The organism is Mesorhizobium sp. M0923, from assembly GCF_040319365.1.
Classification (GTDB): domain Bacteria; phylum Pseudomonadota; class Alphaproteobacteria; order Rhizobiales; family Rhizobiaceae; genus Mesorhizobium.
Map to the genome: position 1 here is coordinate 1 of NZ_JAMYNW010000037.1, position 26,238 is coordinate 26,238.

The window sequence follows — 26,238 nt, forward strand, 5'->3', positions numbered from 1 at the left end:
TTGGCCATGTCGGCACCCGATCTCGCGCTCCCGGACGACGTTGACGCGCTCAAGGCGATGGTTGTTGCCATGGCCGAAAAAGCCGCCGGTCTGGAAGAGCGTAGTCCCGGCGGCACCTTTCGCGCGTGGATGTAAGGGACGATGTTCGAGGCCTTTGAGGGCTTCGACATATGACGATTTCAGAGTTTACGCTTAAGTCCAGGGACGAGGAGCCTGTCCGTCGGCTGGAAATCTTCACTGGTTCGGGTCGGCGGCGTGAGTGGCCGCCGGAGGAGAAGGCCCGGATAGTGGCGGAGAGCTACGAGGCGGGAGAGACGGTTTGTGCTGTGGCACGCCGGTATGGGCTTTCCCCGCAGCAATTGTTCACTTGGCGTCGGGCTGCTCGCCGGCCGATGGGGGAGGCAGCAATATTGGAATCCATGTTCGTGCCGGCGGTGGTGACGGCAGCGCCTCCGAAGCCTGCGGCGAAGCATCGGCCACAGCCAAGAAAGCGGGAGCCGGCTCGAGACGCTGGTGTGATCGAGCTCGAGATCGACGGCATCGCAATGCGGGTGGGTCGTGGGGCGGATTCGAAGACGGTTGCAGCGGTGATCCGTGCGCTGAGGGCAACGTCGTGATCGGGCCAACGGGAGCGGTCAAGGTCATGGTGGCGACGAAGCCGGTCGACTTCCGCAAGGGAGCGGAAGGTCTGGCAGCGCTCGTGCGCGAGGCGATGGGCGCGGATCCATTCTCGGGCGCGGTCTACGTGTTCCGGGCCAAGCGGGCCGACCGGATCAAGCTCGTCTACTTCGACGGCACGGGCGTATGCTTGTTCGCCAAGCGGCTGGAGGATGGCAAGTTCTGCTGGCCGGGCATTACCGATGGTGTCGTGCGACTGACGGCGGCACAGTTGCAGGCACTCCTGGAAGGCCTCGACTGGCGGCGTGTGCACGAAACGCGCGAGATGCGTGTTCCAACGACGGCGAGCTGACCATCGGATTATTGCCAAATCACTGGAATCCATGCTTGAATCCGCTTCGTGACTGACGCGGCCGCTGCCCTACCCGACGATCCTCATGCACTTCAGGCGATGCTTCTGGCCGCGCGTGCGGAGAATGAGAGGCTCCGCCAAATCATCAAGGAGTTGCAGCGCCATCGCTTCGGGCGAAGGGCGGAGAGCCTGCCCGAGGACCAGCTTCTTCTGGGCCTGGAGGAAGCCGAGCAGGTAGAGGCGGAGGGCTTCGCCAGCGCGGAAGCCGCGGACCCCTCAAAGCGTGATGCCAGGGCTCGTAAGCGTCGCGCCAACCGCGGCTCGTTGCCCGCCCATCTGTCGCGCGTCGAGCAGGTAATCGACATCGCCGACAAGATCTGCCCGTGCTGCCAAGGCCAGCTGCATGTTATGGGCGAGGACGTCTCCGAGCGTCTCGACATCGTGCCCGCCCAGTTCCGGGTGATTGTCACCCGTCGACCGAAGTATGCGTGTCGGGCCTGCGAAGAGGTGGTCGTGCAGGCGCCAGCGCCGGCACGTCTCGTCGAAGGCGGCATTCCTACAGAGGCCACGGTGGCTCATGTTCTGGTGTCGAAGTATGCCGACCACCTTCCCCTATATCGTCAGGCCCCAGATCTACGCCCGCCAGGGCGTCAATCTCGACCGTTCGACACTCGCCGACTGGGTGGGCAAGGCAGCTTTCCTGCTTCGCCCTGTGCATGAGCGGCTGTTCGAGCGGCTGAAGGCTTCAGACAAGCTCTTCGCGGACGAGACCACTGCGCCTGTGCTTGATCCGGGCCGGGGGCGGACCAAAACGGGGCAGTTGTTCGCCTATGCCCGAGACGACCGACCTTGGGGCGGAATGGACCTACCCGGCGTCGCCTATCTCTACGCTCCGGACCGCAAGGCCGAACAGCCGATCCGGCATCTTCAGGGCTTTGTCGGAACCCTGCAGGTCGACGGATACGCGGGTTACAAGGCGCTGGCCGAACGCAACGCCGTGAGCTTGGCCTTTTGCTGGTCGCACGTGCGTCGCCGCTTCTATGAGCTCGCGCAGTCCGGCCCCGCGCCGATCGCGACGGAGGCGCTCGCCCGCATCGCCCAACTCTACCACGTTGAGAGCGATATCCGCGGTCGTTCCGCCGACGAACGCCGCGCCGTCCGGCAGGAGAGAAGCCGTCCCGTAATCAATGCCCTTGAGCCGTGGCTTAGGCAGCAACTCACCCTTATCAGCCAGAAGACCAAGCTGGCGGAAGCCATCCGCTACGCGCTCTCGCGCTGGCAAGGTCTGACAAGATTCCTCGACAACGGTACGATCGAGATCGACTCCAACGTCGTCGAGCGCGCCATCCGTCCCATTGCGCTGAACCGCAAGAATGCGCTCTTCGCCGGCTCCGACGGCGGCGCCGAGCATTGGGCAACGATCGCTTCGCTGATCGAGACATGCAAGCTCAACGGCGTCGAGCCTCACACCTACCTCGCTGACGTGATCGCCCGGATCGTCGCCGGCCATCCACAAAGCCAGATCGACGATCTGCTGCCTTGGGCCTACAGACCTATGCCGCTCAAGGCCGTGGCCTGAGAACAGCGGTTACCAAACAGGCCGCTTCGGTGCAGCAAGATTCTCCTGCCTTTGTGCCGGCGGTTTTGGCGGCGGCGGAACCTGTAGCCAGCCGTTCACCGAAGCAGCGGAAACGGCAAGCCACCCGAGATGCCGGCATGATCGAGCTTGAGATCGACGGCATCGCGATGCGCGTCGGCCGGGGCGCCGATACCAAGACGGTGGTCGCAGTGATCCGCGCGCTGAAGGCGACGTCGTGATCGGGCCGACGGGTGCGGTCAAGGTCATGGTGGCGACGAAGCCCGTCGACTTCCGCAAGGGTGCGGAGGGATTAGCGGCGCTGGTGCGAGAGACAATGGGGGCCGATCCGTTCAGCGGGGCCGTCTACGTCTTCCGGGCGCGGCGTCGTGGAGATACGTTCATCGGCCTCCTCAACGATGGCAGAACTTGCCTCACAAACAATGCCACCACGCGAGCACCCAGGGCTTCACCTTGAGAGGAAAATCGGAACTCTTCGCTGGATCCGAAAGCATTTCCGCTCCCGCACGTCGAGAAGAAGAACGAAGGCTATGCCTTAATAATCGTATCCGAACTAATCCCCTTACGAGCGAACACGTTTCTAGTGTCAACTATGAGCCGAGTATTGTCAGCTAGTAGCTGATAGTCGACGGTGTCGTGATCTGTGGCTATAATGATGGCATTGTAGCCTCGCAGTGCAGTGGCATCCAATTCGACAGATTTCCGTCCAGAAAATTCAGCATGCTCTCGAGTCGGCGGGATGGTAGACGCGAAGGGATCATGGAAGTCTACTTGGGCCCCGCGATCTTCAAGGAGCTCCATGAGTTCGAAAGATGGACTCTCCCGTATATCCGACACATTCTTCTTGTAAGCCAATCCGACGATTAATACCCGTGAGGAGCCGAGTGAGATCTTCTGACGACGGTCAAGTGCTTGCTCAAGTTTTCCTATTACGTAACGCGGCATTGAAAGATTTATTTCACCAGCAAGCTCAATAAACCGGGTAGTCAACCCATATTCACGCGATTTCCAAGTAAGGTAAAACGGATCAATCGGAATGCAGTGACCTCCAAGCCCAGGACCCGGATAGAACGGCATGTAACCAAATGGCTTCGTCGCAGCGGCGTTTACAACTTCCCAAATGTCTATTCCCATCGCATCGTAGATTACTTTCAGCTCGTTAACCAGTGCGATGTTAACTGCTCGGAACACATTCTCGGTTATCTTCACCGCTTCGGCTACACTTGGCGAAGAGACAACCACGATCTTCTCAACAACCGCCGAATAAAAGGATTGGACAAGGGAGGAGGCTGCCGCTCCTTCGCCCGCAACTACCTTCGGAATGGTTGTCGTGTGGAAATCTGCGTTTCCCGGATCCTCGCGCTCGGGCGAGAATCCTAAGAAAAAATCGATACCACTCTTCAATCCACGCTGTTCAAGTATCGGTTTGACTACCTGCTCGGTCGTCCCGGGAAACGTCGTTGATTCGAGAATGATCAGCTGGCCCGGCCGAAGATAGGTAGCGATGGTCTCCGCGGTAGCGCTGACATATCTTAGATCGGGCTCGCGGTGGCGTGTTAACGGGGTTGGTACGCAGATGACCACCACGTCGCAGCCGGGGAGCTCGGAAAATTCCGCCGTGGCGCGGAATTTCTCTTGCCTTCGATGTTGGTTTAGATCATCCGACGAGACCGCATCGATGTATGATCGCCCCCGGTTGAGTTGCTCGATCTTGTTGGGGTCGACGTCGAAGCCGACCGTGTCAAAGCCGCCACGGGCACATGCGGCGGCAAGTGGCAAACCAACATATCCCAAGCCAATAACACCAACAACAGCCAAACGATCTCTCAGCCTTCCAGCAAGCCTAGTCTCGACATTCATTCCAATGTGTTCGTTCATCTGTTTTTATGTCCACGTTAAAGGTCATCATTTTTCGGCTGCCGTCCGGCGACCAGATCCTCGAGGTATTGCAGCATTTTAGCTGCAAGCACCCTCCTGTCATATCGCCGTGAAGCGTGTAGACCATTGGTACTCAGCCGCCGCCACAACGCTGCGTTTTCGCAAAGCTCCCTCAACCGGCGAGATAATTCCTCGGCGTTTTCGGGTTGAAAGGCAAGACCCACATCATCGCGCTCGACGATAAGCGCTGATTCTCCCTCTACGCCGTGCAGGATCGGGATACCCATTCCCATAGATTCGAATAATTTTGATGGGATAACCGATTTGAAAAGATCATCCCTTTTCAGGTGAATAATCGAAGCGTCGAGCAAAGACCAGTATTTTACCACTTCTTCCTTCGGCACGGAATCGACGAACAGTATATTTTTTAGCCTTTTGGCCGCCGCAAGGGCGACGAGCTCCTCCTTGTTTGCGCCATCCCCGAGAAATAGGAAGCAGTATTTTTCGCCGCCCGGCTGGCGAGAAAGTATTTCTGCCGCCTCCAGAATAGTTTCCAACCGATGCGCCATCCCGTGGGTACCGATGTAGCCAGAAACGAACTTGCCCGCCAGACCGTGGCGTTCCACTAATGTTTGGTCCTTGCAGCGGGGCTTAAAACGATCGAGATCGAGCCCGTTGGTGACAACCCTTACCTTGTCCCCGTCGATACCCCGCATGGCAAGGTTTTCACGGAAAGAAAAAGTCACAGAGACAATCAGCGCAGCTTTGCGGTAGAGGAATAGCTCAAGCTTTTCCAAGCGGTCCAACACTAGCGACCGCTTCATCGCCCCAACGACGCGAATCGATTCAGGCCAAAGATCGCGGAGTTCGAATACAAATGGAATCCTTTTCAGCCGGCCGATGCCATAGGCCGCACACGCTGTGAAAAATTGAGGCGACGTTCCAATTACAACGTCGGCGCTGCGCACAAACAGAGCAGCGGCCAAGGCGCTAACCATGTAGCTCACATAGTCGGCAACACGGCGTGCAAAACCCTCATTAGCGGTGATGTAGGACCAAACTCGAATGACGCAGATTCCAGACATCTCCTCTTTCTGCCAAAGCCGATTCCGATATCCGGCGAAAACCCTTCCCTTTGGGAAATTCGGAACGCATGTCACAACCGTGACCTTGTGGCCAGCGGCAACCCATTCCCTGCAGTGCTCGAAGGTGCGGCTAGCAGGCGCGTTAACCTCGGGGGGAAAATTGTCACTCAGAAAAAGAATGTGCATCGAGATTCAAGCCAGCTTTTTGCAGATTTGGGAGTCACCATATGAAACGCACCCTGCTCCTCCCCGACGAGAGATTCACGGCTAGGCAAGTTGCGGGAAGGGCGACACCAAACTCGGGATGATAGGAACTTTTGTCGAGTCTCGGTTCGCCGCACTCGACCTCCCACTTCACAAATTGGCCATCAGCTATCGTTGCTGTTCCGCACTTCCCGTCACCGACAGTGGCAATGGTCCAATCGGGATGGAAATGGAAACGTGCTTCTGCCGCATGACTCCCGCCCTTCACTGAGTCCAGAACTGTGGCGCCCGCCGGCCCGAACTCCAAAATCCGCTGATGGACTGGTTTTCCCTCTAGTCGCATATACCCGTCATGTGAACATGTCACGACTGTGCCCCCGCCCTGGTCTTCGACCCTCAAGCCAAAGGGAAACGCCCTGCGGGCTACGCGGAACCCGGCCCACACTTCTGATGAGTTTTCGCCCGCGACAACAACGGTATTGTGCGCTGCAGTGCCGCGCTGGCGAAGCCTTTCGGCGCCGCTTCCATAAGCTGACGTACCAGTATTCACCAGCAGACGTTTGGTACCGAATGAGAGTTCGAACGAAAGCGTATCGGCGTGGGCGTGGCCCGGCTGGTAGTCCGGCCCTATCCGAGCGGCATCGATGAGCGCAACGCACGGCCCGGCGTTTAGGCGGATATAGCCGGTGTCCGGAAGTAAAATGGTGCCAGTTTGAATTTGCTGCTGGCCTAGACCGAGCCTGTCGGCATAAGCGTTGAGCTCCTGTGGCGAAGGAGCAACTCCAAAAGCCGCGTCATTGAAGAATGCGAAACCGCCGTCTGGATGCGACATGCTCGCAAGCCAGCGCCGCATAGCTTGGGCATAGGCAGGCAAAACGGTCAAGAGCATCTGCGCATCGGCGCTTCGGATCTGTGGAAACATGCCAAACAAATTGATCAGATCAAGTACGTCTTCGAGCGCCAGAGCGTGATACATGGTGCTCAGTTCAAAATGCCCACCATCCGGCAATATTTGTTCGGGAAGTTGCGTTCGTAGAATCTTGCAGCCCTTGGCGAGCCAACTCTCGGCCTCACTGCCCCCGAAAAAGACACCGGCAAAGACCAAAGCTTTGGCATTGGCGAAGAGGTGGTTGCCAAGAAGATGGTACTCTAGGCGTCGCGATAACCATCGCGCTTGCGTGGCAAGGCTACTGACTGCCGTTTCCGGTAGGCGGTTCCCTGCGAGGACCCACTTGATCCAATTCACGATTCTTAGCGAGGTCGGGTAAGGTTCCCAGCCGGTGCCGCTCCCCGGCCTGTTTTCTTTGACCCAGCGCTCAATCAATTTTTCGTGCCAGCCGATTCTTTCCGATGCTCCTCGCGCGTTGAGGTCATCAAAATAGTGGAGATTGTAGCGCCACAATTTCTCGCGGCGTTCATCGTCCCAACCGTCACTGAGGGTCCCGTCAGCGCCAATGAAGCGAAACGTGTTCGGTCCGAACTGGCTTTGCCGACGGGTCGAAGGCCGTGTCCACACGAATTGCGCTTCCCGGAAGACTGGCAGCGGCTTTGTTGAAACTTTGGGCCGATAGAGACGGAACCACAGACGGGCACCGACCTGGATCGGTCTCAGATGCCGGACGGTATGCCACAGCAGGCGCAGTTGCGTGTTAGGCATCATTAGGGAGCAGACTTTCCAGCACTGCGACAATTCGTTCGCCGGTGCGCCCGTCCCATTTTTCCGGGATTCCGCCCTTCTTCCAGCCATGAGAAAATAGCCGGTCTAAAGCCGCCCGAATCGCGTTCGGATCAACACCAAGGATCTCATTAGTACCGGTAGTGACCGTTTCGGGGCGTTCCGTCGAGTCGCGTAGCGTCATGCAAGGGATTCCCATGACGGTTGTCTCCTCAGTGACACCCCCGGAATCGGTGATAACGGCCTTGGCGTGGCGTACAAGGTAGTTAAACTCCAAATAGGGCTGTGGATCGACCAGGTGGATGCCTGGAGCATCGAAGCCCAGCGCGTCCAACGTTTTCCTCGTGCGGGGATGAACCGGAAACACCGCCGGCAACCCACGTATCCCCTCGCTGATCGCTCTTAGCAGCTGTGCAAATTGCCTTCCCTGGTCCACATTGGAGGGACGATGTAGCGTGAGGACAAAATACCCTCCTGGCTGTAGTCCCAGGCGATCCCAAAAACGCGGTCGACGCAGTCGTTCCATATTGGCCAACAGAGTATCTATCATCGTGTTGCCGACGAAAAACATGCGGTCTTCACTGACACCAGTCTTGATCAGATTTTCGTTAGCAGTCGCGCTCGTAGTGAAGAACCAGTCGCTAATAGCATCTGTCACTATACGGTTGATCTCTTCCGGCATGCCCCAATCACCAGATCGAATTCCGGCTTCGACATGAGCGACGGGCACGCCGAGTTTCTGGGCAGTGATTGCGCACGCCATGCTCGACGTGACGTCGCCGACAACCAAACAGAGACTGCCAGGTTTCTCCATAACTAGTCGCTCATAGCGTGTCATGATAGCGCCGGTTTGCTCCGCTTGAGTACCCGAGCCGACCTCTAGATTGACGTCAGGATGGGGTATTCCAAGCTGCTCGAAAAAATCATCTGACATTCGTGCGTCGTAATGCTGGCCGGTGTGGACGAGCCGGTAACGAAGTCGACCACCGCCCGCCTTGCGCTTCTCCAACTCGCTTATTATTGGCGCGACCTTCATAAAATTTGGCCGCGCGCCCACAATGATGTCGATCAACGGTCGAGTCATTTTCGCAAAGCTTCTGCCAGTTCGACTGCCACAGAACTCACTTCGACTAATTCACCGAATGGAATTGGGGCCGATCCGTTTTCTTCCACCGCGCGCACAAATATCTTGGCGCAGTCCTTCTGGCCTTTGTCCTGTCTCCAAAGACTCATCCGTGAAAAGCCCGGCCACCCGAAACCGAGAAGCTTGCGAAAGTTGTCAAGTTGCAGGATTCGGCCGCCGCAAAAAACTTCCAGTCTCTCCTTCGGGAACGACCTGCTACCGTTCGCAAAGTAGTGGATTGAGCCAATTGAACCGTCACCAAATTCAAGCTGAATAGTGACTGTGTCTCGTGTTGTCGAGGATAGACTGCTCACGGCGTGACTAGTGATCGGGCTGGCGGCTAGAAAGCGCAACAAGTCGACGAAATGGCAGGCTTCACCCACGATCCGTCCGCCACCAACGGCAAGGTCATGTGTCCAGTGTTGAGCAGGAACATCTCCAGCATTGACCGTCACCACGAAACTCTTTGTCTCTTTCGCCAGTGTTAGGAGTTGCTTTATTTTACGCACATGGGGCGAAAACCGTCGGTTGAAACCCACCGTCAGCAACGGCGAGAGACCTGACGCAAGCGCACCATTATACGCAATCTCTATGCGTTGAATCTCGCGCTGTGACAAAGCTAAGGGCTTTTCAACAAAGACATGCTTGCCAAATTTCAAAGCTTCGCAGATGAGCCCAGCGTGCGTGTCGTGCCGCGTCGCAATAACCACCGCATTGATGCTTAAGTCCTCGAGAATGCTGACTGTATCCGTGGTGGCTTTCTCGAAGCCGAATTTCCGGCCGGCATGGACACTGCTGACCCCAGCGCTCGACCCTATGGTCACCAGTTGTGCCCCAGCCGCCTTGAAAGCTGGGACCAGCACAGATGTCGCATAGTTTCCCGATCCGATGAAGCCCACCCTCGCCTTTCCAATTGCCAGTGGCGGCGAGCCAAGTGTGACGGAACGTTTGGTGAGTGCGGGCGCCGGCAGTTCGTCCTCGCCAGGATAGCTGAGCAAGATGCCGAGCGATGGCCCACCACCACCAATCAATGCATAGGCCTTCTCTGCCTGGCCGATCTTGAAGCGATGCGAAACCAGGGCTTTCACGTCGATGTGGCCACCGGCCATCATATCCAAAACTGCTTCGAAGTTGCGTTGCTCGGTCCACCGCACGAACGCTACGGGATAATCCTGCCCCCTCTCTTCGTAATTCGGATCGTACCGCCCCGGTCCGTATGAGCACGACACCTGAAAGGAAAGCTCCTTCTCATAAAAGTCAGCGCGAGAGAGTTCGAGTCCTACCACGCCGACCAGTACAATTCGACCCCGCTTTCGGCTCATTAGCGCTGCATGATGAATGAGCTCGTTGCTTTTTGCCGACGCCGTGATGAGAACCGCGTCCACGCCTCGGCCACGCGAAAATGCCATAGCAGACGCGACTGGATCGATTCCCTTCGACAGGTTTACTGTTTCTGCACCGAAAAGCTCAGCAAGTGCGAGCTTTTCGGAATCGAAGTCGAGCCCCAGCACCCTACAACCATGCGCGCGCAGAAGTTGAACGGCCATCAGGCCAATCAGCCCAAGTCCAGTTACAACAACGGCTTCGCCAAGTGTCGGCTGCACCAGTCTAATGCCTTGAAGGGCAATTGCACCAAGGACTGCGAACGCAGCCTCGTCGTCGTACACGCCATCTGGCACCTTGGCGCACAGATTTGCCGCCACCGCGACCGCCTCCGCGTGCTTTCCGTTGGATACCACTCGGTCACCCACGGCAAAGTCCGACACTTTTGCTCCGATTTCAATTATCGTCCCGACATTGCAATAACCGAGCGGCAGTGGCTGATCGAGTTTGTTAAACACAGCCTCAAGAGTAGGTGCCAAGCCATCGGTCCGAATCTTGTCCAGAACTTGCTTCACGCGCTCGGGCTGCTGCCGGGCCTTGCCTATCAATCCGGCTTTGCCAAATTCCACTAGCATCCGTTCCGTACCGGCTGAAACAAGTGTGCGCGACGACCGAATCAACACCTGCCCAGGGCCGACCGCAGGGCAAGGCACATCAGCTATCTCGGTCGCGCCGGTCTTTAGAGACTGGAGTATTTGCTTCAAGGATGTATCCTTCGTCAGCCGCCCAAAGAATTCGTAAAGAGTTTAAGTGTCGAAGGGACCGCTCCTTCGTCGTGGAGATGCCTCAACGCAAGGGCTTTCGCCTGCCGCCGCATCAGCTCGTGGTTGTCGGCATCAAGGACTGCGATCTCATTTATCCGCTGAACGAACGCGTCTATGTTGTTCAATGGAAGTGCCCACCCAGCGCCGTTTTCTACGACGTGGGACCACGGTGTGGTGTCCGCAATTAATATCGGCAATCCGGCGGATAGCGCTTCCAGTATCACATGGCCATAATTCTCTCCCCTTGTCGGGAGAAAAAAAAGATCATGGCAGCTCAATTTTTCGGCAACGTCGTTATGAGCAACCGGTCCAGCAAAGTCCACCGTAACAGATTCTGGCAAAGATCGAATCAGGGTCTGACACTGCCCCCAATACTGTTCGTCACGTATGGGCCCGTAAATCGAAAAATGTACTGGGTGTTTTACTCGCATAAGTACCTGCAACGCAAAGTCCAAGTTCTTCATCGGCGTAATGCGCGACAGGAAACACACTTGCAATGGTATAGCCGTATCTCGCCGCGGATTCCGGACTATCTTTCCATTCTTTAACGGCGGAAGATTATTACATATGACGACTGAGTTTTCAGCGTTTGGCAATATTCTGGCTATATCCTGGGCTTCCGCTTCACTTGAGGCCTGCCAAGTAACTCCACTATACAACCCGACCGCGTGGGCACAATTTATAAACGCAGATTTTCTTAACGACTTCAGAGCAAGAGCAGATCCAGCGAATTCACCACGAGGTGCAATGATACAGGGCCGAAACTCTCCATTAAAAAACCGCCGAGCTACCAAGGGCTTTACTGTAAAGACAGGGTCAAAATAACTGTTCAAATACATAATGTCGTGCGGCGTTCCCGCGATTAACTCGCGGACTTTCGAGAACTTCTTTGCTTCCGGCGAGCAATAAAATACCCTCGCCCCTCCACGCTCGAGCCATGTGTTGCTGACTATATTTCTGTATGGCTCCGTGTCAGTAGCGTCACGATCCGACGTCACTATCCTAAAGTCGATCTCACTAGAAAGATGATCCACCAAATTCTGAATTGTTCGAATCGGCCCCCCAGATTTGAACCCTGGCAGGTAATGTCGAACAAACAAGAGCACCACAGGTTTCATCATCTTTTCTGCTCACTGATCACTCTGCCAGCACTACTTGTCGGCTATTTCCCGGTACACGGCCGCGTAACGAGCGGCAACTGACGATGGCGAAAACCGCTCCGCATTGCGCAGCCCCCTACAAATTAAACGCGTGCGATAGTCCTCGTCGACAATGATCCTTTCAATGCCGGCACGAATCGATTTTACGTCGTGGGGATCGACAAGACAGGCTGCCCCCCCAGCCACCTCGGGCATCGACCAAGCAGCACTAGTTACAACCGGCCGACCCACAGCATTTGCTTCAACAATAGGGAGGCCGAAGCCTTCATAAGTCGAGGCAAAGACCAACAAATCGCAGGCCACGTAATGTTCCACCAATTCCTGACGAGAAATGTCAAAATAGTTTTCAAATTTTATTTCAAAACGTCTCAGGAGTAACGTTTGTTCCTCTGACATCCTTCCTACCACTACAAGCACTACATCCATACCCTGTATCGCTGCAGCAATTCTAGAGAGATTTTTGTTCTCCTTTGTTCCAATTTGCAATATTCTCGGTTGATCGGTATTGAACGATTTCGGGGCATATTTAAATTCTCCCGAAACAGCATTGTGCAGAACACGAACTTTGTTCGGATTGCAGCGAACCTCTTTCAACAACTCGCATCTCGTACTTTCTGAGATCGCAATGACGTATTTACTCCTCTGAACGGGCACCCAATACCAGAGAAGCCAAACTAGCCACCTCCGCAAGCCGGAATATCGGGCGAGCAACACAAGATCATGTATGGTCAGAATTGTGCGCCGGCGCGGTAAGAGGAACGTCAGATAATGGACATCCCCGGTAACGTGATTCACCTCGCTTTGAGCCTGTCTCGCGAGCCAAACGTCCTGAACGCGCCCCCAAAAACCTGTTGAAGGATTCCTACAGACGTAACGGCTTACGTCACAATTGTGCTCACAAATTAGCTTCTCTTGGAGGTCATCGAAAATTCGTTCCAGACTGAAAGCGTTTGATCGAGGGCGACGCATGAATTGCGTGACTCTGACTCTTGCCAAGTGCTCACTCATCCTTTGACCGGTTCTCCCACGATCAGCGCTAAGTCAACCAGTTAGACCTGAGTCGCGAAGCAACGAAACGATCTGCTCCGCTCTTGAGCTAAATGAATAACCTGGCACGGCACGCCTAAAAGCGCGCTCTATCATGTCAGCTCGAAGATCCGGACGAGCGAGATAAAAGTCAATCTTGTCACTCAATTCATCAACTGAGCTAAAAACATCAATCTCTCTGCCGACATCAAATAATTCTCGAATCTCTGGATTATCTATATGAAGCATAAATCCCATACATGCAGGTATTTCAAATGACCGTTTAGAAACTAAGTCTTCCCATCCAGACTTGGTTTTTCCAAAATGAACTGCAATATTTATCTTGGCGCCCTGTATAGCCTCGGCGTACGCCGCATTATGAAGTGCCCCCAGTACTCTTTGACCATAGAGTGGAGATTTTAGGATTCTCTGTTTCCACCGCGATCCAAGAATAGTGAGGCCTACCCGGTCGTTCGCGCGAATCAAATTTTCTAACCAGAGTTGCTTATAGGCAGAATGGTTACCAGCGTACAACACATCGCTTGTTCGTTCAGAGTCGGACATTCGGCGGTATATCGGTCGATGTACCGCTGGCGAGAAACCGTGCGGAACAAACGCAACTCTGCCCGACCCGAGCTTGCGTTCGAGGTAAGGGATGTGAAACGACTTTGTCGTTACAATTAGGTCAAATTCCCGAAATTTCTCCTCGTCAACGCCGGGATGATCAAAGTCCACGTCGGGATAGAACAGCACGTTCTTTATTCCCATGGTCCGCAATGTTGTCACCGTTTGTGACGAAATGGCGTCTCCTTTCACCGTTATCATGACGTCCGGTCTAAACGATCTGCAGACGTCCAGCACTGTATTTTGGTACTCTCGTATTACTGACCCACGGAGAAGACGGGCCGCCAAGCGTGATTGCCAAGCTTTAGTTGCTCTTGGAATGTATTGCCGGATATCAACGTCTTGAACTGCCCAATCAAGCTCGCGAAACCCCTGAGCCAAACCGGCTCCGGTGTCACCGACGCCGAGCTGTGCGACAAACACAGCTTTCATTAACCTGCCAGCTACTCGCCCAGTCAAGGTGCGCTTCCCTCCCACTTTGAGGTAGGTTTTACCGTTCCAGGCCCCTCTGCCAGCCAGAAATGCATTCGCTGAAAGTCCATCTCTCTATTATCCTTGCGCTGGCCTCCGCCATCTCATTCTTGAGCTTGGGGTCGTTAACGATCTTGGCTAGAGCCACCTTCAATGCTTCAACGTCATCTGGTCTCACGACAAAACCATTGACACCGTCCTTTACCAAGTCGGGGACACATCCTGCGTCATCGCCAACGACCACCGGCAGACCCGCGGCCATTGCTTCGTTCACGATCAATCCCCATGGCTCGTCCTTTGTCGGGAAGGCCAAGACATCACAGCACGCAAGCAGAGAGGGCAGTTCAGATTGGTTGACAAAGCCGGTGAACGTGACCCGAAGGTGAGCAAACGTATTCGCTTGCAAACGCAGTTCTGCCTCCATCTCGCCTGTCCCAACAACTACAAGTTCAACGTCGGATCCTTCCCTATTCAATTTGTGAACAGCCTCTAGAACTATTTGGGGCCCTTTCCTCCGTATTAATTTTGACGCAAAAACAACTACCGGCCGGTCTAATGAGATGCCAAACTTCAGCCGCGTGGCATCATGATCTTCACGCCTCGAATTCCGTGCACGGGCAAACCTATCATTGTCTACAGCGAACGGCGCCAGAACAATTTTTCCTGGTCGCACGCCCATCCACGAATAATAGTCGGCGTTGTTTTTACCTATCGCCAGCAGCGCGTCACAACGCCGAAGAACCACCTTTGCGCAAAAGTCTCTTATTTTCCTCTTCCGCTTCCGCTCGAGAACAATGTTTGTATCGCTTCTGTACAATACCTTCGCGCCGACCAATTTAGCAGCGATTATCGCGGTAATATTGTAAAACGGCCGATAGCCGTGGATCACCACGGCATCAAAGCGACCCTTAACCAGGTGCCAAAATAGTCCGGGAATGACTGAATTTTTCAATGATGATGGCGTCGCCTTTTGGTAACTCCTGCCAACAAACACACTGCTGTAGCCTCTCAGCAGGTCAATATCCCACTTAACCGGCCTGTCGAAGCCCGCATCGAAAGCTCCACGTAGGGAAAAATCCGAAAGGTAAAATACCGTCAGATCAAAACAGGCAGACTTTTCAATTCGTGCATAGAGAGGAGCAAAATATTGAATTGGGTGGCTATTTACGACAGCAACTTTCTTCATAGCAGGATTCGCAAGGCGTCCATTTTTTTCGGAACTCGCATCTCAGGCGTAGGTGTTTGATTTATCAAACGTACCTTGACGCGCTCTGAACAACTTAACCTTGGCGGAATGGACAAGCGCGTAGTTTGATTGAAAAAACCTGTCCAGCTCTGGATGCCACCGATCAAACACTTCAATATAGTCCGTCATAACTCGTGCGATTACGTATGGTGTGCCCTCGACAAGAGAAAAGACGTCCTTAAGGAACGCAGCAGCGTTTATCCAGCGATAATTATATTCAAACTGGAAGACGTCAATAGAGCCATTTTTTAGTAGGGCTAACGCTCCACGCAAGACGTTGAGATCATTACCCTCCGTGTCGCATTTTATAAGGTGGATGTGATTAATTTGCCTATCTTTGCAGAACTGGTCTATTGTAACCAATTCCACGTCCTCGAAGCCGAGCGCTGCACTCTCCATCTCCTTGTCGAACACAAGGGAGTTGGTCCCGCCCGTGGGACTCATGACTGCCATTCTCATTCTTCCAGGTCGATCCGAAACAGCTCCAGGAACAATCTCAATCCGTCTTCCTTCATCGGCCTGCAACCGAATGGTCAAACGCACTCGGGTGGCAGAAATCGGCTCGAACGCAAAACATCTAGCTCCGGTCCAATCAGACGGTGCCGAGGACATATTCTGCAAAAGCGATGCGCTCCAATCGCCTCGGTTGGCACCTATGTCAAACACGACGAAGTCCCGGACGCCCCAATTTGCCCGAACGACTTCGCGCTGTAGGTAAAGCTCACCATTGCGGCTCATGTCATTGGTGCTTTGTTCACCCCTCGCGAAGCAATATAGCCACCTGGCAACTCGCCACAGTGACCGTCGTACCAACGGCAGATCACGCATGTGTTTCAACGCTCAGCCCCTGCTAGAGACATGTCATCTCCAATCCAGATTAATATTGCGGATGCGATGGTTTACAATTTTCTTTCGTATCGCTTGCAAACGAAAAGCTAGCGAGTCTGAGAACCTATCGTGAGTTTCGACCAGAATCAGGTCTATAGTTCGGTAGACCTCGCTCTCGATAAGTCGTTCGAGTACGTCAGCCTCAGATCCCTCAATATCCAGTTTCAATATCCTTACGGGCTCGGATAGCGCTTGTATATATGCGGCGATGTCAATCACATCAACACGGCCTATCGGTTCGGCTGCGTGTACATTCCGCTGTACTATTGAAGATGACTCAGTCTGTTCTATTCCACCAGACTTAAGGTCGGGCAACTGGTAGAATGGCATTACGCCGTCCTCACAGCCGACCGCTTTTGCCTCTATAAGGACATCAGGGTGAGCCGAGAACTCCACTAGCAGACGACTACGTGCTACGGGATCAGGCTCGAAAGCGATCACCTTCATGCCGTGCTCCACAAAATATCGAGTTACCTTTCCGACGTTAGCCCCGCAATCGATTACGAGAGACTTCCTCGGCAGAGTAGCAAGCAAGTGGCGAAGCCGCAGAAGGGCGCCTTGATAGAGATCACCACGCCGCCTCCGGAACTTCCGAAACAAGTGCCACTTGAGCCAAGCGCTCGTGTATCCTTCATTAATTAATTGCATCTTGCCTGTCATTTGATTGCTCGTCGCTGCCTTTCTTGCTCTAGCACGAGATTTGGATTCTAGCGATGAATGCGTCGAGCCACTCGCCGTGCAAGCTCGAAGAAAATATGACGAGTGGCACACATTCTAAGAATCTTTTCTTGTTCGTAAACTGCCATTTTGTTCACTGACAACTTTTTCCGAAGTTCAATTTCACCTTGATCATCTATCCCTTCAGATAAGGTCAGTGCAGGATATCGCAGCACAAGTTCTTCCAATTTATGACAATCCAGTGAATGAATAGGGACAACTGACCATACTGCGCAAGGCGAGTGATGACTATGGAATCCCTCTCTCAGAGCAATTAATTTGTCGACCCTTACAGAACCCCTCGCCTGAATGTGTTTCTCTTGGTGAGAAAAGCTCTCCAGCTTCTTCTTCACGTCATCTCCCGCAGACAGATAGCTAAAATGCCAACCGGCGTTATAGATTACACCCGACCCCCGGTGGAGGCCTGCCCACCGTCCGGACCTGAGCTTCTGCGGTGTAGTCATTGCCCTAACAGTTGTAATTACCGGCCCCGCCCAGACCGCTTGCATTCCGATCGTCATCTTGTAGTTAAATTTAAAATTAAAGTAGTCGAGGCAGAGCACAACAGGAAACGCATCATCCGATAGGAGCGCTGCAGCTTCAATACTTGCTGGCCTTGGTATCTCGTCGATATCTGAGACAATAAGCAAATCCCAAGGATCGCCGTTTGGAACCCCATTTAGAATAGAATTTCTGGAATAGGCCTCTCTAGCCCACGCGTCCCTACCCACTAAACTTTCTAGATGTACCAATTTTATCGAGTCACGAAATCGATCAACAATGGGGCTGTCCCATGGAAACTTGCTGGATTTCGGAAGGCCGGTAAAAGTCTGATCGGACACCACAATTACAAATTGATCTACTAGCGTGCTAAGCAGCTGAAGGCGTACCTCCAGCAGCTCTCTTTCATCGTTAAACAAGAAGCAGTCAAAGACGCGTCGTTTCTGGCCCAAAATCCGCCACCATTATTCTGCTGCACACCAGGCCGACCGGTCCATGGCGGACATTTTGTTAAGCACTCGGCTCGCCGCCAAGCCGCGGAAGTGAAGTACGATTGCCAAACAACCCGTTTGGCCTATGACTTACTACAAACCCAAAGACCTTACCTGTCACAACAAAGCCTGCGAATGTCGCGATTGACCGTCCAGCCGATATGAAACTGAATAGGGCGATATCACTTGGCCTAGAGAGCGCAAGCGCAAGAAGGAATAACGGAACAAGTCTGATTGGGCTCTTCAACCACAAATACATCAGAACACTTGCCAGAGTGAGCAGTGATCCCACGACAAAACCCGCACCCAATACAGCAAGGTATCCTCCTGCTATGAACACCCCTGCCGATCTAATTGCACCAATTGAATTCTGATCATTTCCCGTAATTTCGTATGACAGTACCGAGCCCAGGTTGGCAAGGGGTTTCTCTTTTGAAAAGTATCGGGGGATAAATGCCATAGTAAACCAGCGACGGTACATTTCTTGTAGACGCTGAGTGTAGGTCGGTAGCTGCCCCACCTCCGAGTATAGCAGCGCTCGTGCAGTTATATCGCTATAATCATACCTTCTGATAACTCTGTCCGTTAGGTTCTCAATTGAAAACATATTGAGCTCCTCGCCACTCTCGCTGAGTCGGGCGAATGCCGACGAGGCTCCAACACCTCCCACGTCGTCTCGATACTTGCGCAGGGGCTCTATGATCGAGTAGGCGGCCAGAACCGCCAGGAAAGTCCAAACGATGAACCGCGCCTGGAACCGCCCGATCATCCAGCTAGCTATTCCGATCATCGCGATTGGCAAAAAGACCGCGGATTTATAGCCGGATAACAGACCGCTAAAAACCCACAAGCCACAAACTACATATAGGAGTCGTCTGCGGTTCTGAGCTTGCCAAACAATTGACAGGATGAAAAATAGGCCATAGCCGATGGAAATAATCTTCTTTACCAGATCCAACCAAGGAGGCGGATCGGTTGAATATTCGGCCGCGCGAAAGTACCCCGTGTATCCGGTTAACTGCAAGCCGATCTGGACAACAGCCGCGGCTATCGTTAGCGTCGTAATTATTCGAACAATGGCTTTCGGTGGGATCGATATTACCGGCATATTGGCGGATACCAACCGCGAGAGAATGTATTCCCCAAGCAGAAAGCGAGCACCACACATCGCCGCTGACTCAAGTAGAACGAGCTGATACATCAGGCTGTAAGACTCGTCCGGCGCTCGCTTCAATTCGGCAATTAGCCCAAGGCTTGACAACGACGTCACCAACACGGTCGAGCTTATGCCAAATGCCAGCATGGCCCAAAACCAGGCGAACGGGCCACGTAGTCCTTGATACGCGCGAATTGCTGCAAACGCCGCAAGCGCAACTGCTAGCCAATTTAAAACGTGATAATCGACGGTCACGCCGAGTTAACCCTATTCGGTCTTCTAAAAAGACCCTCCAGCTCACTGAGCCGCACCAGCTTCAGAGTTAGACAAAGACAAGCATAAACCAGGGCACCGATAGCCAGCATGAAAAGCTCGGGCCCGAGATGCATAGCAATTTTAGACTGTAAGTAGTACATCATAGCGCTAACCGCAGATCCCACCACCAGCACACCGCGAAAGTCCATTACCTGATCTCTAACGCTGTACCCAAGCACATTCTGGTTTATTCTCGCGGTTATTACAAAATAGACAATGGACAGAACGGCTTGCGTATACGCAATAAGGGTGACGCTGTAGTATGAGGCGCATATAACCATTCCAAGACCAATTACTTTCTTAACAGTCCCGGCTTTCAGGTAGGTACGGGATCGACCTACGGCCAGAATCGCACTATCACTGATAACCTGCAAAGGCCATAGAATTCCGGCGAGGCAAAGGATCTGCAATAACGGGGCCGACGAACGCCATTTGGGTCCAAATAGCAATTCGATCACCGGAGCAGAGGCCAAGGCCAGCCCAAGCATCAACGGTACGTTGATGAACATTATGGACCTAACGCAAAGCCTAACAGCCTGTTTGAGCTTCTCGCGATCACCCGCTATGTTCGCGAATGCGGGGTATGCAACGCTTGAAAGGATCCCGGTGAACAGACCAACCGGCATCTGCCTTGTGTTTTCCGCGCGCAGATAGATACCTAGCTCAGCTGGCCCGTGAAATCTGCCTATGGTCATCGTATAAAGCCGTTGGTTAGCGACATCCAACAGCCGAGCAGCAAGCATGTATCCGCCAAATCCGAACAAACGGACAATAGAGGCCCGGCGGAAAAGGAAACTCGGCCGCCAGGGGTGCATCAACCACGCCATTAGAGTGGTGACGATGGATGCAACTACAGTCTGCGCTGCGAGCGCCCAGACACCATAGCCTCTCACGGCCAGGTACACGGCCGCAGTACCCGAAACCAGCGAAGCCACTCCCCCGATTACCATAAGCCGCCGAAAATCAAGCTTCTTTTTCAGGAGCGTCACGTGCAAGGCTGACAAACCGCTCAGCGCGACGCTCGCAGCAACAAGCTGGGTCAGTGGAATTAGAACGGGGATGCTATAGAATATAGCTATTGTGGGTGCAGACAGAATCAGGAGCGCAGCTGCAGACACACCTACGAGCATGTTAAACCAGAAGACCGTACATTCATCATCATATGAGTGATTTTGGCTTTGTATCAATGCCGACGTGAATCCCCCATCAACAAAGACGTTTGCAATGCCAACAAACATTGATAGCAGCGCAATCGTGCCGAACTCGTTCGGAGTAAGTATCCGCGCCAAAATTATCGAAACAATAAATTGCAGACCTATTCGAGTGAATGCGTCACAGGAGCTCCAGAAGACAGCGACTATTGTTCTCTTCTTAGTTATTCCTTGGGGAGGACCGTCTAGATTCCGATCCCCACTGCCTGCGAGCTGGCGCCGTTTCGTCACTTCAGTTCCAAACGAATTGTGGAATGTTAACAGCCTTGCCCAAGGGCAGTCCAAAGAACCCTAACGGGCCGCTAGAAGCATGCCACAATTTAACCTTCAGAAAACGCCTGCACATTATAGAGCGCCGAACCCCGTGAAAACGGTCTTGATAGTTCTCATAACGATGAGAAAGTCCAACCACGGTGAAAAGTTCTTTATATAGTAGAAATCGTAATGTAGTTTTTCGTGCACGTCATCAACCGCAGCTACGTGCCCCTGATTCACCTGCGCCCATCCAGTAATGCCAGGTCGCACGATGTGCCGGTATCGATAGAATGGCAGCTCCGCCTCATACCACTTCGACAGGACGAGTGCTTCCGGGCGCGGACCGATCCAACTCATCTCGCCACGCAGGATGTTGAGGGCCTGCGGCAACTCGTCAATCCTGGACTTTCTCAAGAACTGTCCCAAGCGGGTGATGCGTTCGTCGCCGGCTTTCGTGATGGCCGCTTCCTTCTCGTCAACAACTGTGTCGCTGAGCTTCATCGTTCGAAACTTGTAGACCTCATAGGGACGCCCTCTGTAGCCCATTCGCTTCTGTCTAAACAGCGCCGGTCCAGGCGAATCGACCTTTACAGCAATCGCCACGAAGAACAGCAATGGCGAGCAAACAGCAAGTACAATTAGCGCAGATGCCCAGTCTATCCCCTGCTTTATTTTCAAGTATGCTTGGTTTGGATTCAGGGAGCCTAGGGTGTTTTCAGAAAGATGCTCGATCTCTACCCTGCCGGTGAGCGATTCGCTGATTTGCTTGACATGATAGACTGGTGTTCCTGAGAGCGCGCGGTCGGCAATATACCGCTCCCACTCATGTGAAAGGTCTGCTCGAAGATCCGCCACCACGCCAGTCGCGTATTCGATGACTGTGTCAGGCGAATGAATCCTGTGCCAGTTAACACCCAGTATGCTCTCCAGCCTGTTCACGTCTCCGCCGGGAATTATCGCCAGCCGATGTGCATCGAGCCGCCGGGTAGCCAGGCTCAACCCAAAATACCACAACGTTGATTGAATGAAGCTAGCTGCAGCCTGGAACCGGCTGTAGTCGAACCTGAAGAAGAAGATAGTCACGAACACCAGACCGTAGGTCAGGGCGAAGGTTGGCAGGATGTACCCAGCCGCAGCAACGCCCGGGAAATTGCCGATGCGCTTATAAAAGAAATAACCTGTCGTGTGAGCGATAAATGCCGCAATAATCGTAACCTGCAGGTTCGGTGATCGGATTACCTCTTGGTCGAACGACAGGCGGATCAGCGCCGGCAGCAGAATCGCGAACGTCAATCCGCCAAGCAGCTGAAAACGCATCCGAAGCAAGAGATGCCTTCGGCTGGGCAGTTGGATGGTGGTTGTGTTCAAATCGAATCCCGCGAACCTGGTCCTATGAAGACCTGGCCGTTTACTTGACAAGACGCGTCTCTCGGCCAACGCTCGAATAGGCTATGCCTTCCCTTACGACGTCCTCGCCGCGGTAGACGTTTCGAAGGTCGACCATGACTGGCGTCGCCATAACAGCATGAAGTTGTTTGAGATCCAGTGACCGAAACGCATTCCACTCGGTGACGATGACGATCACGTGCGCGCCGTCGGCCACCGCGTAGGCGCTTTCCCCGAATTCAATGCCTTCGATCATCTTGCGTGCCTGCTCCATGCCCACTGGATCATAAGCCTTGATCGAAGCACCTGCATCCTGGAGTACCTGAATGATGGCCAATGAGGGGGCATCGCGCATGTCGTCGGTGTTCGGCTTGAACGTAAGGCCGAGGATACCGACGGTCTTGCCGCGAACCGATCCGCCGCAGGCCTCGATCACCTTGCGCGCCATCGCCCGTTTGCGCTGGTCATTTATCGAGACCGTCGTTTCAATAAGCCGCATGGGGCTTGCCGCGTCCTGCGCGGTCTTGACCAGCGCCAGCGTATCTTTCGGGAAACAGGAGCCACCGTAGCCCGGCCCGGCATGAAGAAACTTTGCGCCGATGCGGTTGTCCATGCCGATGCCGCGCGCGACGTCCTGCACATCGGCTCCCAACCGCTCGCAGAGATCGGCAATTTCGTTGATGAACGTGATCTTCATGGCCAGAAACGCGTTGCCGGCATATTTGGTAAGCTCAGCCGTACGCCGGCTCGTGTAGAATATCGGCGCAGCATTTAAAGAGAGCGGCCGGTAGATCTCGCCCATCACGGCTTTGGCCCGTTCGGCATCGGTCCCGACAATGATGCGGTCGGGCCGCTTGAAGTCCTCGATCGCAGATCCTTCGCGAAGAAATTCCGGATTGGAGACCACCGCAAAATCGGCGGTGGGATTTTGCTCGCGAATGATTCGTTCCACCTCATCCCCGGTACCGACAGGGACGGTCGACTTCGTCACCACGACTGTAAATCCCTTGAGCGCGCGGCCGACTTCGGCGGCCGCGTCGTAGACGAAGGACAGATCGGCATGACCGTCGCCACGCCGCGACGGCGTGCCCACGGCGATGAAGACGACATCCGACTGGGAAACGGCATCGGCCAGATTGTCGTCGAAACGCAAGCGACCTTGCGCAGTGTTGGTCGTAACAAGGTCGTCGAGCCCTGGCTCATAGATCGGTATCTTGCCGAGCTTGAGCATGGCAAGCTTCTCCGCATCACGGTCGACGCAGCAGACCTGATGGCCAAAGTCGGCGAAACAGGCGCCCGAGACGAGCCCCACATAGCCGGCACCAATCATTGTTATTCGCATATCGCGTACTCTCAATTAGCGCCGATGAGACGATCTCGCCAGACAGCACCTAGTCCCACCGAACTACGGCTACCGCACTCCCGGGTGAAACCCGAGAGCGCATCCTACAACAAGTTACATCACGACGCCGCCTTGATGTTTGCGGCTACGCGATTGCGACGAGATCCCTGGCATCCAAGTCGACGGGGACCTCGCCACTCATGATGGCAACCAGAACCCGGGCTCTTCCAGCTGGATCGAGTCGATCAAGGCGACCGATCATTTCCGCGAAAGGGCCGGAAAGGATTCGAACCGAAGCACCGGCTGCGAGGCCGCCGCTGAAATCAAGCAGGCCGTGCCTGCCGGTTAACGCAATGAGGCGCTCTACCAGACCCGAGGGGACCGGCAAAGGCCGGTCGCCTTGCATGACGAGGGAGCGCACACCGAATGTTCCGTTGATGGACCGCCAACGTTGCAGGCCCACGTCAAGGGCGATGAACATATAGCCCGGGAAATAAGCCGCAGCTCGTGTTTCGAGCCGCCGGGCATGACGCACGGTTTTCTCGCAGCGAGGCACAAACGGCTGAAATCCCTGGATCCGGAGATGCCGTTCGGCGACATGCTCCTTTCCAGGAAAAACGCTGGCCGCGTACCAGCGAGTTGCCGGCGCGGCGGTCAGCTCAGGCGAGAGGGTTGTTGCCTTGCTCGTTGTTTTTTCCGCGCTAATCACGTGTCTCCCTCTCAGGGCGGGCGGGTATATCGGCGCCAAGGGTTACGACAGTGTGTCGATGCCAGCAAGCAACCATGCCGCGAGAATCAGAACGGTTCATCAAAAAAATGGTCCGCGAATTGTCCATGAAATTAGCTGTGCCTAAATAGTCATCGGGCCGTTTTCTTTTTCAGCTGCCCGATGTTCGATAGCCGGCATTCACTGTGACGCGTAGCTCTTTGGTTACATTGGCGCGGCGACCCCGGTTGTTCTGGTGCTTAGTCGACCGACTTGAAGCTAATGTGACGGGTCGCCGGCATGTCGTCGCGCCCGCCGGCGGCAGGATACCTGCGGAGCCATTCCGGTTTGCGATAAAAAGCTGTTTCGACAGGCCGTCACTGAGACACAACTGCCAGTAAGCCGCGAGACCGAGGTCATGGCACAGCGATGCCGATTCTTGAGCGGCTTCACGAACGTTTCAGCAGCGACCAGACAGCCGGCACCAGGCTCGCAGCCAGCGCAACCTTGATCAGATCACCGACGATAAAGGGGAGCACACCGAACTGCCACGACTTTTCCGGGCCGATCAACAGCGCCAGCCAGGCAAAGCCCATCGCCATCATGACGATCTCGGCCACCAGCATCGCATTGAACAGCTTGATGGGATGGCGATCCCAGCCACGGTCGGCAGCCCAACCGACGATCGCTGCCATGACGACGAAGCCGGCTAGATAACCGCCGGTCGAACCGAGCATGTAGGCAATGCCGATGCCTTTTTCCGGCGTGCTCTGGAAGACGGGAACGCCCAGTGCGCCCTCGGCCATGTAGAGAAGCAGCGTGGCGACGCCGAGGCGCATGCCGAACGCGGCGGCAATCAGCAAGACAGCAAGCGTCTGCATCGAGATATCGACCGGTCCGAGGATAACCTTCGTCTTGGCCGACAAGATCAGCAGCAGCGTTCCGGCGATCGCCAGCAAAAGCTGGCCCGCCAGCCGGGCCGCGCCCTTTTCAGGCAGAGCGAGAGAAATAAGCGGACGCATCGTCGTTGCAATTGCCATGGTCTTCCCCGTTCCGGATTGCCGCCGAACGCGGCCTTGCGTTTTCCTATATTGGCTTCCGTGCTATGCGGCAATCGGTTTTGCCCTCGCCCCAAAAAAGGTCGCGACGTTCGCATGGCGCTGAAATTCGATACCAGCTTCGACCCGGCCTACGGCCAGGGCGTGGCCGTTGCGGCAGACGTGCTTCGGATCACGGCCCCGAATCCAGGCCCGTTCACCTTTCACGGAACCAACAGTTATATCGTCGGACGCGAGACGCTCGCGGTTATCGATCCGGGTCCGGATGACGAGGCGCATCTTCGAACGCTGCTCGAAGCGATCGGGACCAGGCCGGTCAGCCATATCTTGGTCAGCCACACGCATCGCGACCATTCGCCGCTGGCGGCGCGGCTGAAGCAGCATACCGGTGCGGTGGTTCTGGCGGAAGGCCGGCATCGCCCAGCGCGGCCGCTGCGCACCGGCGAGGTCAATCCGCTCGATGCCAGTGCCGATATCGAGTTCGTTCCAGACATCGCGCTGCTGGACGATATGGTGATCGACGGTGACGGCTGGGCGATCCGGACGGTGCTGACGCCCGGCCATACCGCCAATCACGCGGCCTTCGCGCTGGAGGGGACCGGCATTCTTTTCTCGGCCGATCACGTCATGGCGTGGTCAACGACGGTCGTCGCGCCGCCGGACGGCGCCATGGCCGACTACATGACATCGCTCGATCGGCTGATCGAGCGCGACGACCGGCTGCTGCTGCCCGGTCATGGCGGGCCGGTGACTGAGCCGCGCAACTTCATGCGCGGATTGAAAACGCATCGCAAGATGCGCGAACGGGCGATTCTGAAGCGGATCAACAGCGGCGACCGCACGATCAGGACGATGGTGGAGGCGATCTATCGCGATACCGATCCGCGCCTGCATGGCGCCGCCGGCCTGTCGGTGCTTGCCCATCTGGAAGATCTGGTGGCGCGCGGCCTAGTCCACACCGATGGCGCGCCGGTTATCGACGGCGTTTTTGCGCCGGCAAAGTAAC

21 protein-coding genes and 2 pseudogenes are annotated in these 26,238 nt (G+C 54.8%); 5 read left to right on the forward strand and 18 right to left on the reverse strand.

Translation table 11 applies throughout. The features are described 5' to 3' along the window. Positions 1 to 170 precede the first annotated feature (170 nt). The 4 genes and pseudogenes from tnpA to tnpB (NKH89_RS33910) all read left to right on the forward strand — a co-directional run. Positions 171 to 617, forward strand: a complete 447-nt coding sequence (tnpA, locus tag NKH89_RS33895) for an IS66-like element accessory protein TnpA (RefSeq protein WP_352483797.1) — start codon at positions 171 to 173, stop codon at positions 615 to 617. Then, positions 614 to 970, forward strand: coding sequence for an IS66 family insertion sequence element accessory protein TnpB (gene tnpB / locus NKH89_RS33900; RefSeq protein ID WP_263791208.1), 357 nt, complete (start codon positions 614 to 616; stop codon positions 968 to 970). Before tnpA ends, tnpB (NKH89_RS33900) begins: the two co-directional genes overlap by 4 nt. A gap of 48 nt (positions 971 to 1,018) precedes the next feature. Continuing rightward, positions 1,019 to 2,549, forward strand: a pseudogene (tnpC, locus tag NKH89_RS33905) (IS66 family transposase). Positions 2,550 to 2,814: 265 nt separating this feature from the next. Then, positions 2,815 to 2,934: pseudogene (gene tnpB, locus NKH89_RS33910) on the forward strand (IS66 family insertion sequence element accessory protein TnpB); the annotation flags it as partial. A 161-nt stretch (positions 2,935 to 3,095) separates the two neighbouring features. Here the strand turns inward: tnpB (NKH89_RS33910) and NKH89_RS33915 are convergent. The 18 genes from NKH89_RS33915 to NKH89_RS34000 all read right to left on the reverse strand — a co-directional run bounded on the left by NKH89_RS33915 (position 3,096) and on the right by NKH89_RS34000 (position 25,214). Beyond that, on the reverse strand, positions 3,096 to 4,445 hold the full coding sequence (locus NKH89_RS33915; protein WP_502896983.1) for a nucleotide sugar dehydrogenase: 1,350 nt from the start codon (positions 4,443 to 4,445) through the stop codon (positions 3,096 to 3,098). A gap of 17 nt (positions 4,446 to 4,462) precedes the next feature. Beyond that, positions 4,463 to 5,716 carry a glycosyltransferase family 4 protein gene (locus tag NKH89_RS33920; protein WP_352911636.1) on the reverse strand — a complete coding sequence of 418 codons (1,254 nt, stop codon included), beginning with the start codon at positions 5,714 to 5,716 and terminating at the stop codon, positions 4,463 to 4,465. A 34-nt stretch (positions 5,717 to 5,750) separates the two neighbouring features. Beyond that, positions 5,751 to 7,394: a heparinase II/III family protein gene (locus tag NKH89_RS33925; protein WP_352911638.1), complete on the reverse strand. Its 1,644-nt coding sequence runs from the start codon at positions 7,392 to 7,394 to the stop codon at positions 5,751 to 5,753. Further along, a complete protein-coding gene (wecB, locus tag NKH89_RS33930) occupies positions 7,384 to 8,481 on the reverse strand; it encodes a non-hydrolyzing UDP-N-acetylglucosamine 2-epimerase (protein WP_352911639.1) in 1,098 nt (365 codons plus the stop codon). The genes NKH89_RS33925 and wecB overlap by 11 nt, the downstream gene beginning before the upstream one ends. 8 nt (positions 8,482 to 8,489) lie before the next feature. Continuing rightward, positions 8,490 to 10,619 (reverse strand): bi-domain-containing oxidoreductase, encoded by a 2,130-nt coding sequence (locus tag NKH89_RS33935; RefSeq protein WP_352911640.1) that lies wholly within the window; start codon positions 10,617 to 10,619, stop codon positions 8,490 to 8,492. A 14-nt stretch (positions 10,620 to 10,633) separates the two neighbouring features. Next, the gene (locus NKH89_RS33940; protein ID WP_352911642.1) at positions 10,634 to 11,800 is read right to left on the reverse strand and encodes a glycosyltransferase family 4 protein; all 1,167 of its coding nucleotides are present in this window, start codon (positions 11,798 to 11,800) and stop codon (positions 10,634 to 10,636) included. Between the two features lie 30 nt (positions 11,801 to 11,830). Further along, the gene (locus NKH89_RS33945; RefSeq protein WP_352911645.1) at positions 11,831 to 12,847 is read right to left on the reverse strand and encodes a glycosyltransferase family 4 protein; all 1,017 of its coding nucleotides are present in this window, start codon (positions 12,845 to 12,847) and stop codon (positions 11,831 to 11,833) included. A gap of 33 nt (positions 12,848 to 12,880) precedes the next feature. Beyond that, positions 12,881 to 13,921, reverse strand: a complete 1,041-nt coding sequence (locus NKH89_RS33950) for a CgeB family protein (protein ID WP_352911648.1) — start codon at positions 13,919 to 13,921, stop codon at positions 12,881 to 12,883. Between the two features lie 58 nt (positions 13,922 to 13,979). Next, on the reverse strand, positions 13,980 to 15,146 hold the full coding sequence (locus NKH89_RS33955) for a glycosyltransferase family 4 protein (RefSeq protein WP_352911650.1): 1,167 nt from the start codon (positions 15,144 to 15,146) through the stop codon (positions 13,980 to 13,982). Positions 15,147 to 15,188: 42 nt separating this feature from the next. Continuing rightward, positions 15,189 to 15,944, reverse strand: a complete 756-nt coding sequence (locus NKH89_RS33960; RefSeq protein ID WP_352911651.1) for an FkbM family methyltransferase — start codon at positions 15,942 to 15,944, stop codon at positions 15,189 to 15,191. Positions 15,945 to 16,067: 123 nt separating this feature from the next. Beyond that, on the reverse strand, positions 16,068 to 16,754 hold the full coding sequence (locus tag NKH89_RS33965) for an FkbM family methyltransferase (RefSeq protein ID WP_352911653.1): 687 nt from the start codon (positions 16,752 to 16,754) through the stop codon (positions 16,068 to 16,070). A gap of 47 nt (positions 16,755 to 16,801) precedes the next feature. After that, positions 16,802 to 17,764 carry a glycosyltransferase family 17 protein gene (locus NKH89_RS33970; protein WP_352911656.1) on the reverse strand — a complete coding sequence of 321 codons (963 nt, stop codon included), beginning with the start codon at positions 17,762 to 17,764 and terminating at the stop codon, positions 16,802 to 16,804. Between the two features lie 58 nt (positions 17,765 to 17,822). Further along, entirely contained in the window at positions 17,823 to 19,214 is a 1,392-nt protein-coding gene (locus tag NKH89_RS33975) for a hypothetical protein (RefSeq protein WP_352911659.1), read from the reverse strand. Then, complete coding sequence (locus NKH89_RS33980; RefSeq protein ID WP_352911661.1) at positions 19,211 to 20,716, reverse strand: lipopolysaccharide biosynthesis protein; 1,506 nt, start codon at positions 20,714 to 20,716, stop codon at positions 19,211 to 19,213. Before NKH89_RS33980 ends, NKH89_RS33975 begins: the two co-directional genes overlap by 4 nt. Positions 20,717 to 20,830: 114 nt before the next feature. Beyond that, a complete protein-coding gene (locus NKH89_RS33985; RefSeq protein ID WP_352911664.1) occupies positions 20,831 to 22,108 on the reverse strand; it encodes a sugar transferase in 1,278 nt (425 codons plus the stop codon). A gap of 40 nt (positions 22,109 to 22,148) precedes the next feature. Beyond that, positions 22,149 to 23,468, reverse strand: coding sequence for a UDP-glucose dehydrogenase family protein (locus tag NKH89_RS33990; RefSeq protein ID WP_352911667.1), 1,320 nt, complete (start codon positions 23,466 to 23,468; stop codon positions 22,149 to 22,151). 145 nt (positions 23,469 to 23,613) lie between these two features. Further along, complete coding sequence (nusG, locus tag NKH89_RS33995; RefSeq protein WP_352911669.1) at positions 23,614 to 24,177, reverse strand: transcription termination/antitermination protein NusG; 564 nt, start codon at positions 24,175 to 24,177, stop codon at positions 23,614 to 23,616. A gap of 446 nt (positions 24,178 to 24,623) precedes the next feature. Then, complete coding sequence (locus tag NKH89_RS34000) at positions 24,624 to 25,214, reverse strand: biotin transporter BioY (protein WP_352911672.1); 591 nt, start codon at positions 25,212 to 25,214, stop codon at positions 24,624 to 24,626. 114 nt (positions 25,215 to 25,328) lie between these two features. Here NKH89_RS34000 and NKH89_RS34005 point away from each other — a divergent pair, with 114 nt between their 5' ends. Next, the gene (locus tag NKH89_RS34005) at positions 25,329 to 26,237 is read left to right on the forward strand and encodes an MBL fold metallo-hydrolase (protein ID WP_352911675.1); all 909 of its coding nucleotides are present in this window, start codon (positions 25,329 to 25,331) and stop codon (positions 26,235 to 26,237) included. Position 26,238: the final 1 nt, after the last annotated feature.

What these genes read in the sequence shown, in the direction of transcription:
- tnpA (WP_352483797.1), top strand. Translation starts at nt 171, where the DNA reads ATGACGATTTCAGAGTTTACGCTTAAGTCCAGGGACGAGGAGCCTGTC.
- NKH89_RS33915 (WP_502896983.1), bottom strand. Translation starts at nt 4,445, where the DNA reads ATGAACGAACACATTGGAATGAATGTCGAGACTAGGCTTGCTGGAAGG.
- NKH89_RS33920 (WP_352911636.1), bottom strand. Translation starts at nt 5,716, where the DNA reads ATGCACATTCTTTTTCTGAGTGACAATTTTCCCCCCGAGGTTAACGCG.
- NKH89_RS33925 (WP_352911638.1), bottom strand. Translation starts at nt 7,394, where the DNA reads ATGATGCCTAACACGCAACTGCGCCTGCTGTGGCATACCGTCCGGCAT.
- NKH89_RS33940 (WP_352911642.1), bottom strand. Translation starts at nt 11,800, where the DNA reads ATGATGAAACCTGTGGTGCTCTTGTTTGTTCGACATTACCTGCCAGGG.
- NKH89_RS33945 (WP_352911645.1), bottom strand. Translation starts at nt 12,847, where the DNA reads ATGAGTGAGCACTTGGCAAGAGTCAGAGTCACGCAATTCATGCGTCGC.
- NKH89_RS33950 (WP_352911648.1), bottom strand. Translation starts at nt 13,921, where the DNA reads ATGAAAGCTGTGTTTGTCGCACAGCTCGGCGTCGGTGACACCGGAGCC.
- NKH89_RS33955 (WP_352911650.1), bottom strand. Translation starts at nt 15,146, where the DNA reads ATGAAGAAAGTTGCTGTCGTAAATAGCCACCCAATTCAATATTTTGCT.
- NKH89_RS33960 (WP_352911651.1), bottom strand. Translation starts at nt 15,944, where the DNA reads ATGAGCCGCAATGGTGAGCTTTACCTACAGCGCGAAGTCGTTCGGGCA.
- NKH89_RS33965 (WP_352911653.1), bottom strand. Translation starts at nt 16,754, where the DNA reads ATGACAGGCAAGATGCAATTAATTAATGAAGGATACACGAGCGCTTGG.
- NKH89_RS33990 (WP_352911667.1), bottom strand. Translation starts at nt 23,468, where the DNA reads ATGCGAATAACAATGATTGGTGCCGGCTATGTGGGGCTCGTCTCGGGC.
- NKH89_RS34000 (WP_352911672.1), bottom strand. Translation starts at nt 25,214, where the DNA reads ATGGCAATTGCAACGACGATGCGTCCGCTTATTTCTCTCGCTCTGCCT.
- NKH89_RS34005 (WP_352911675.1), top strand. Translation starts at nt 25,329, where the DNA reads ATGGCGCTGAAATTCGATACCAGCTTCGACCCGGCCTACGGCCAGGGC.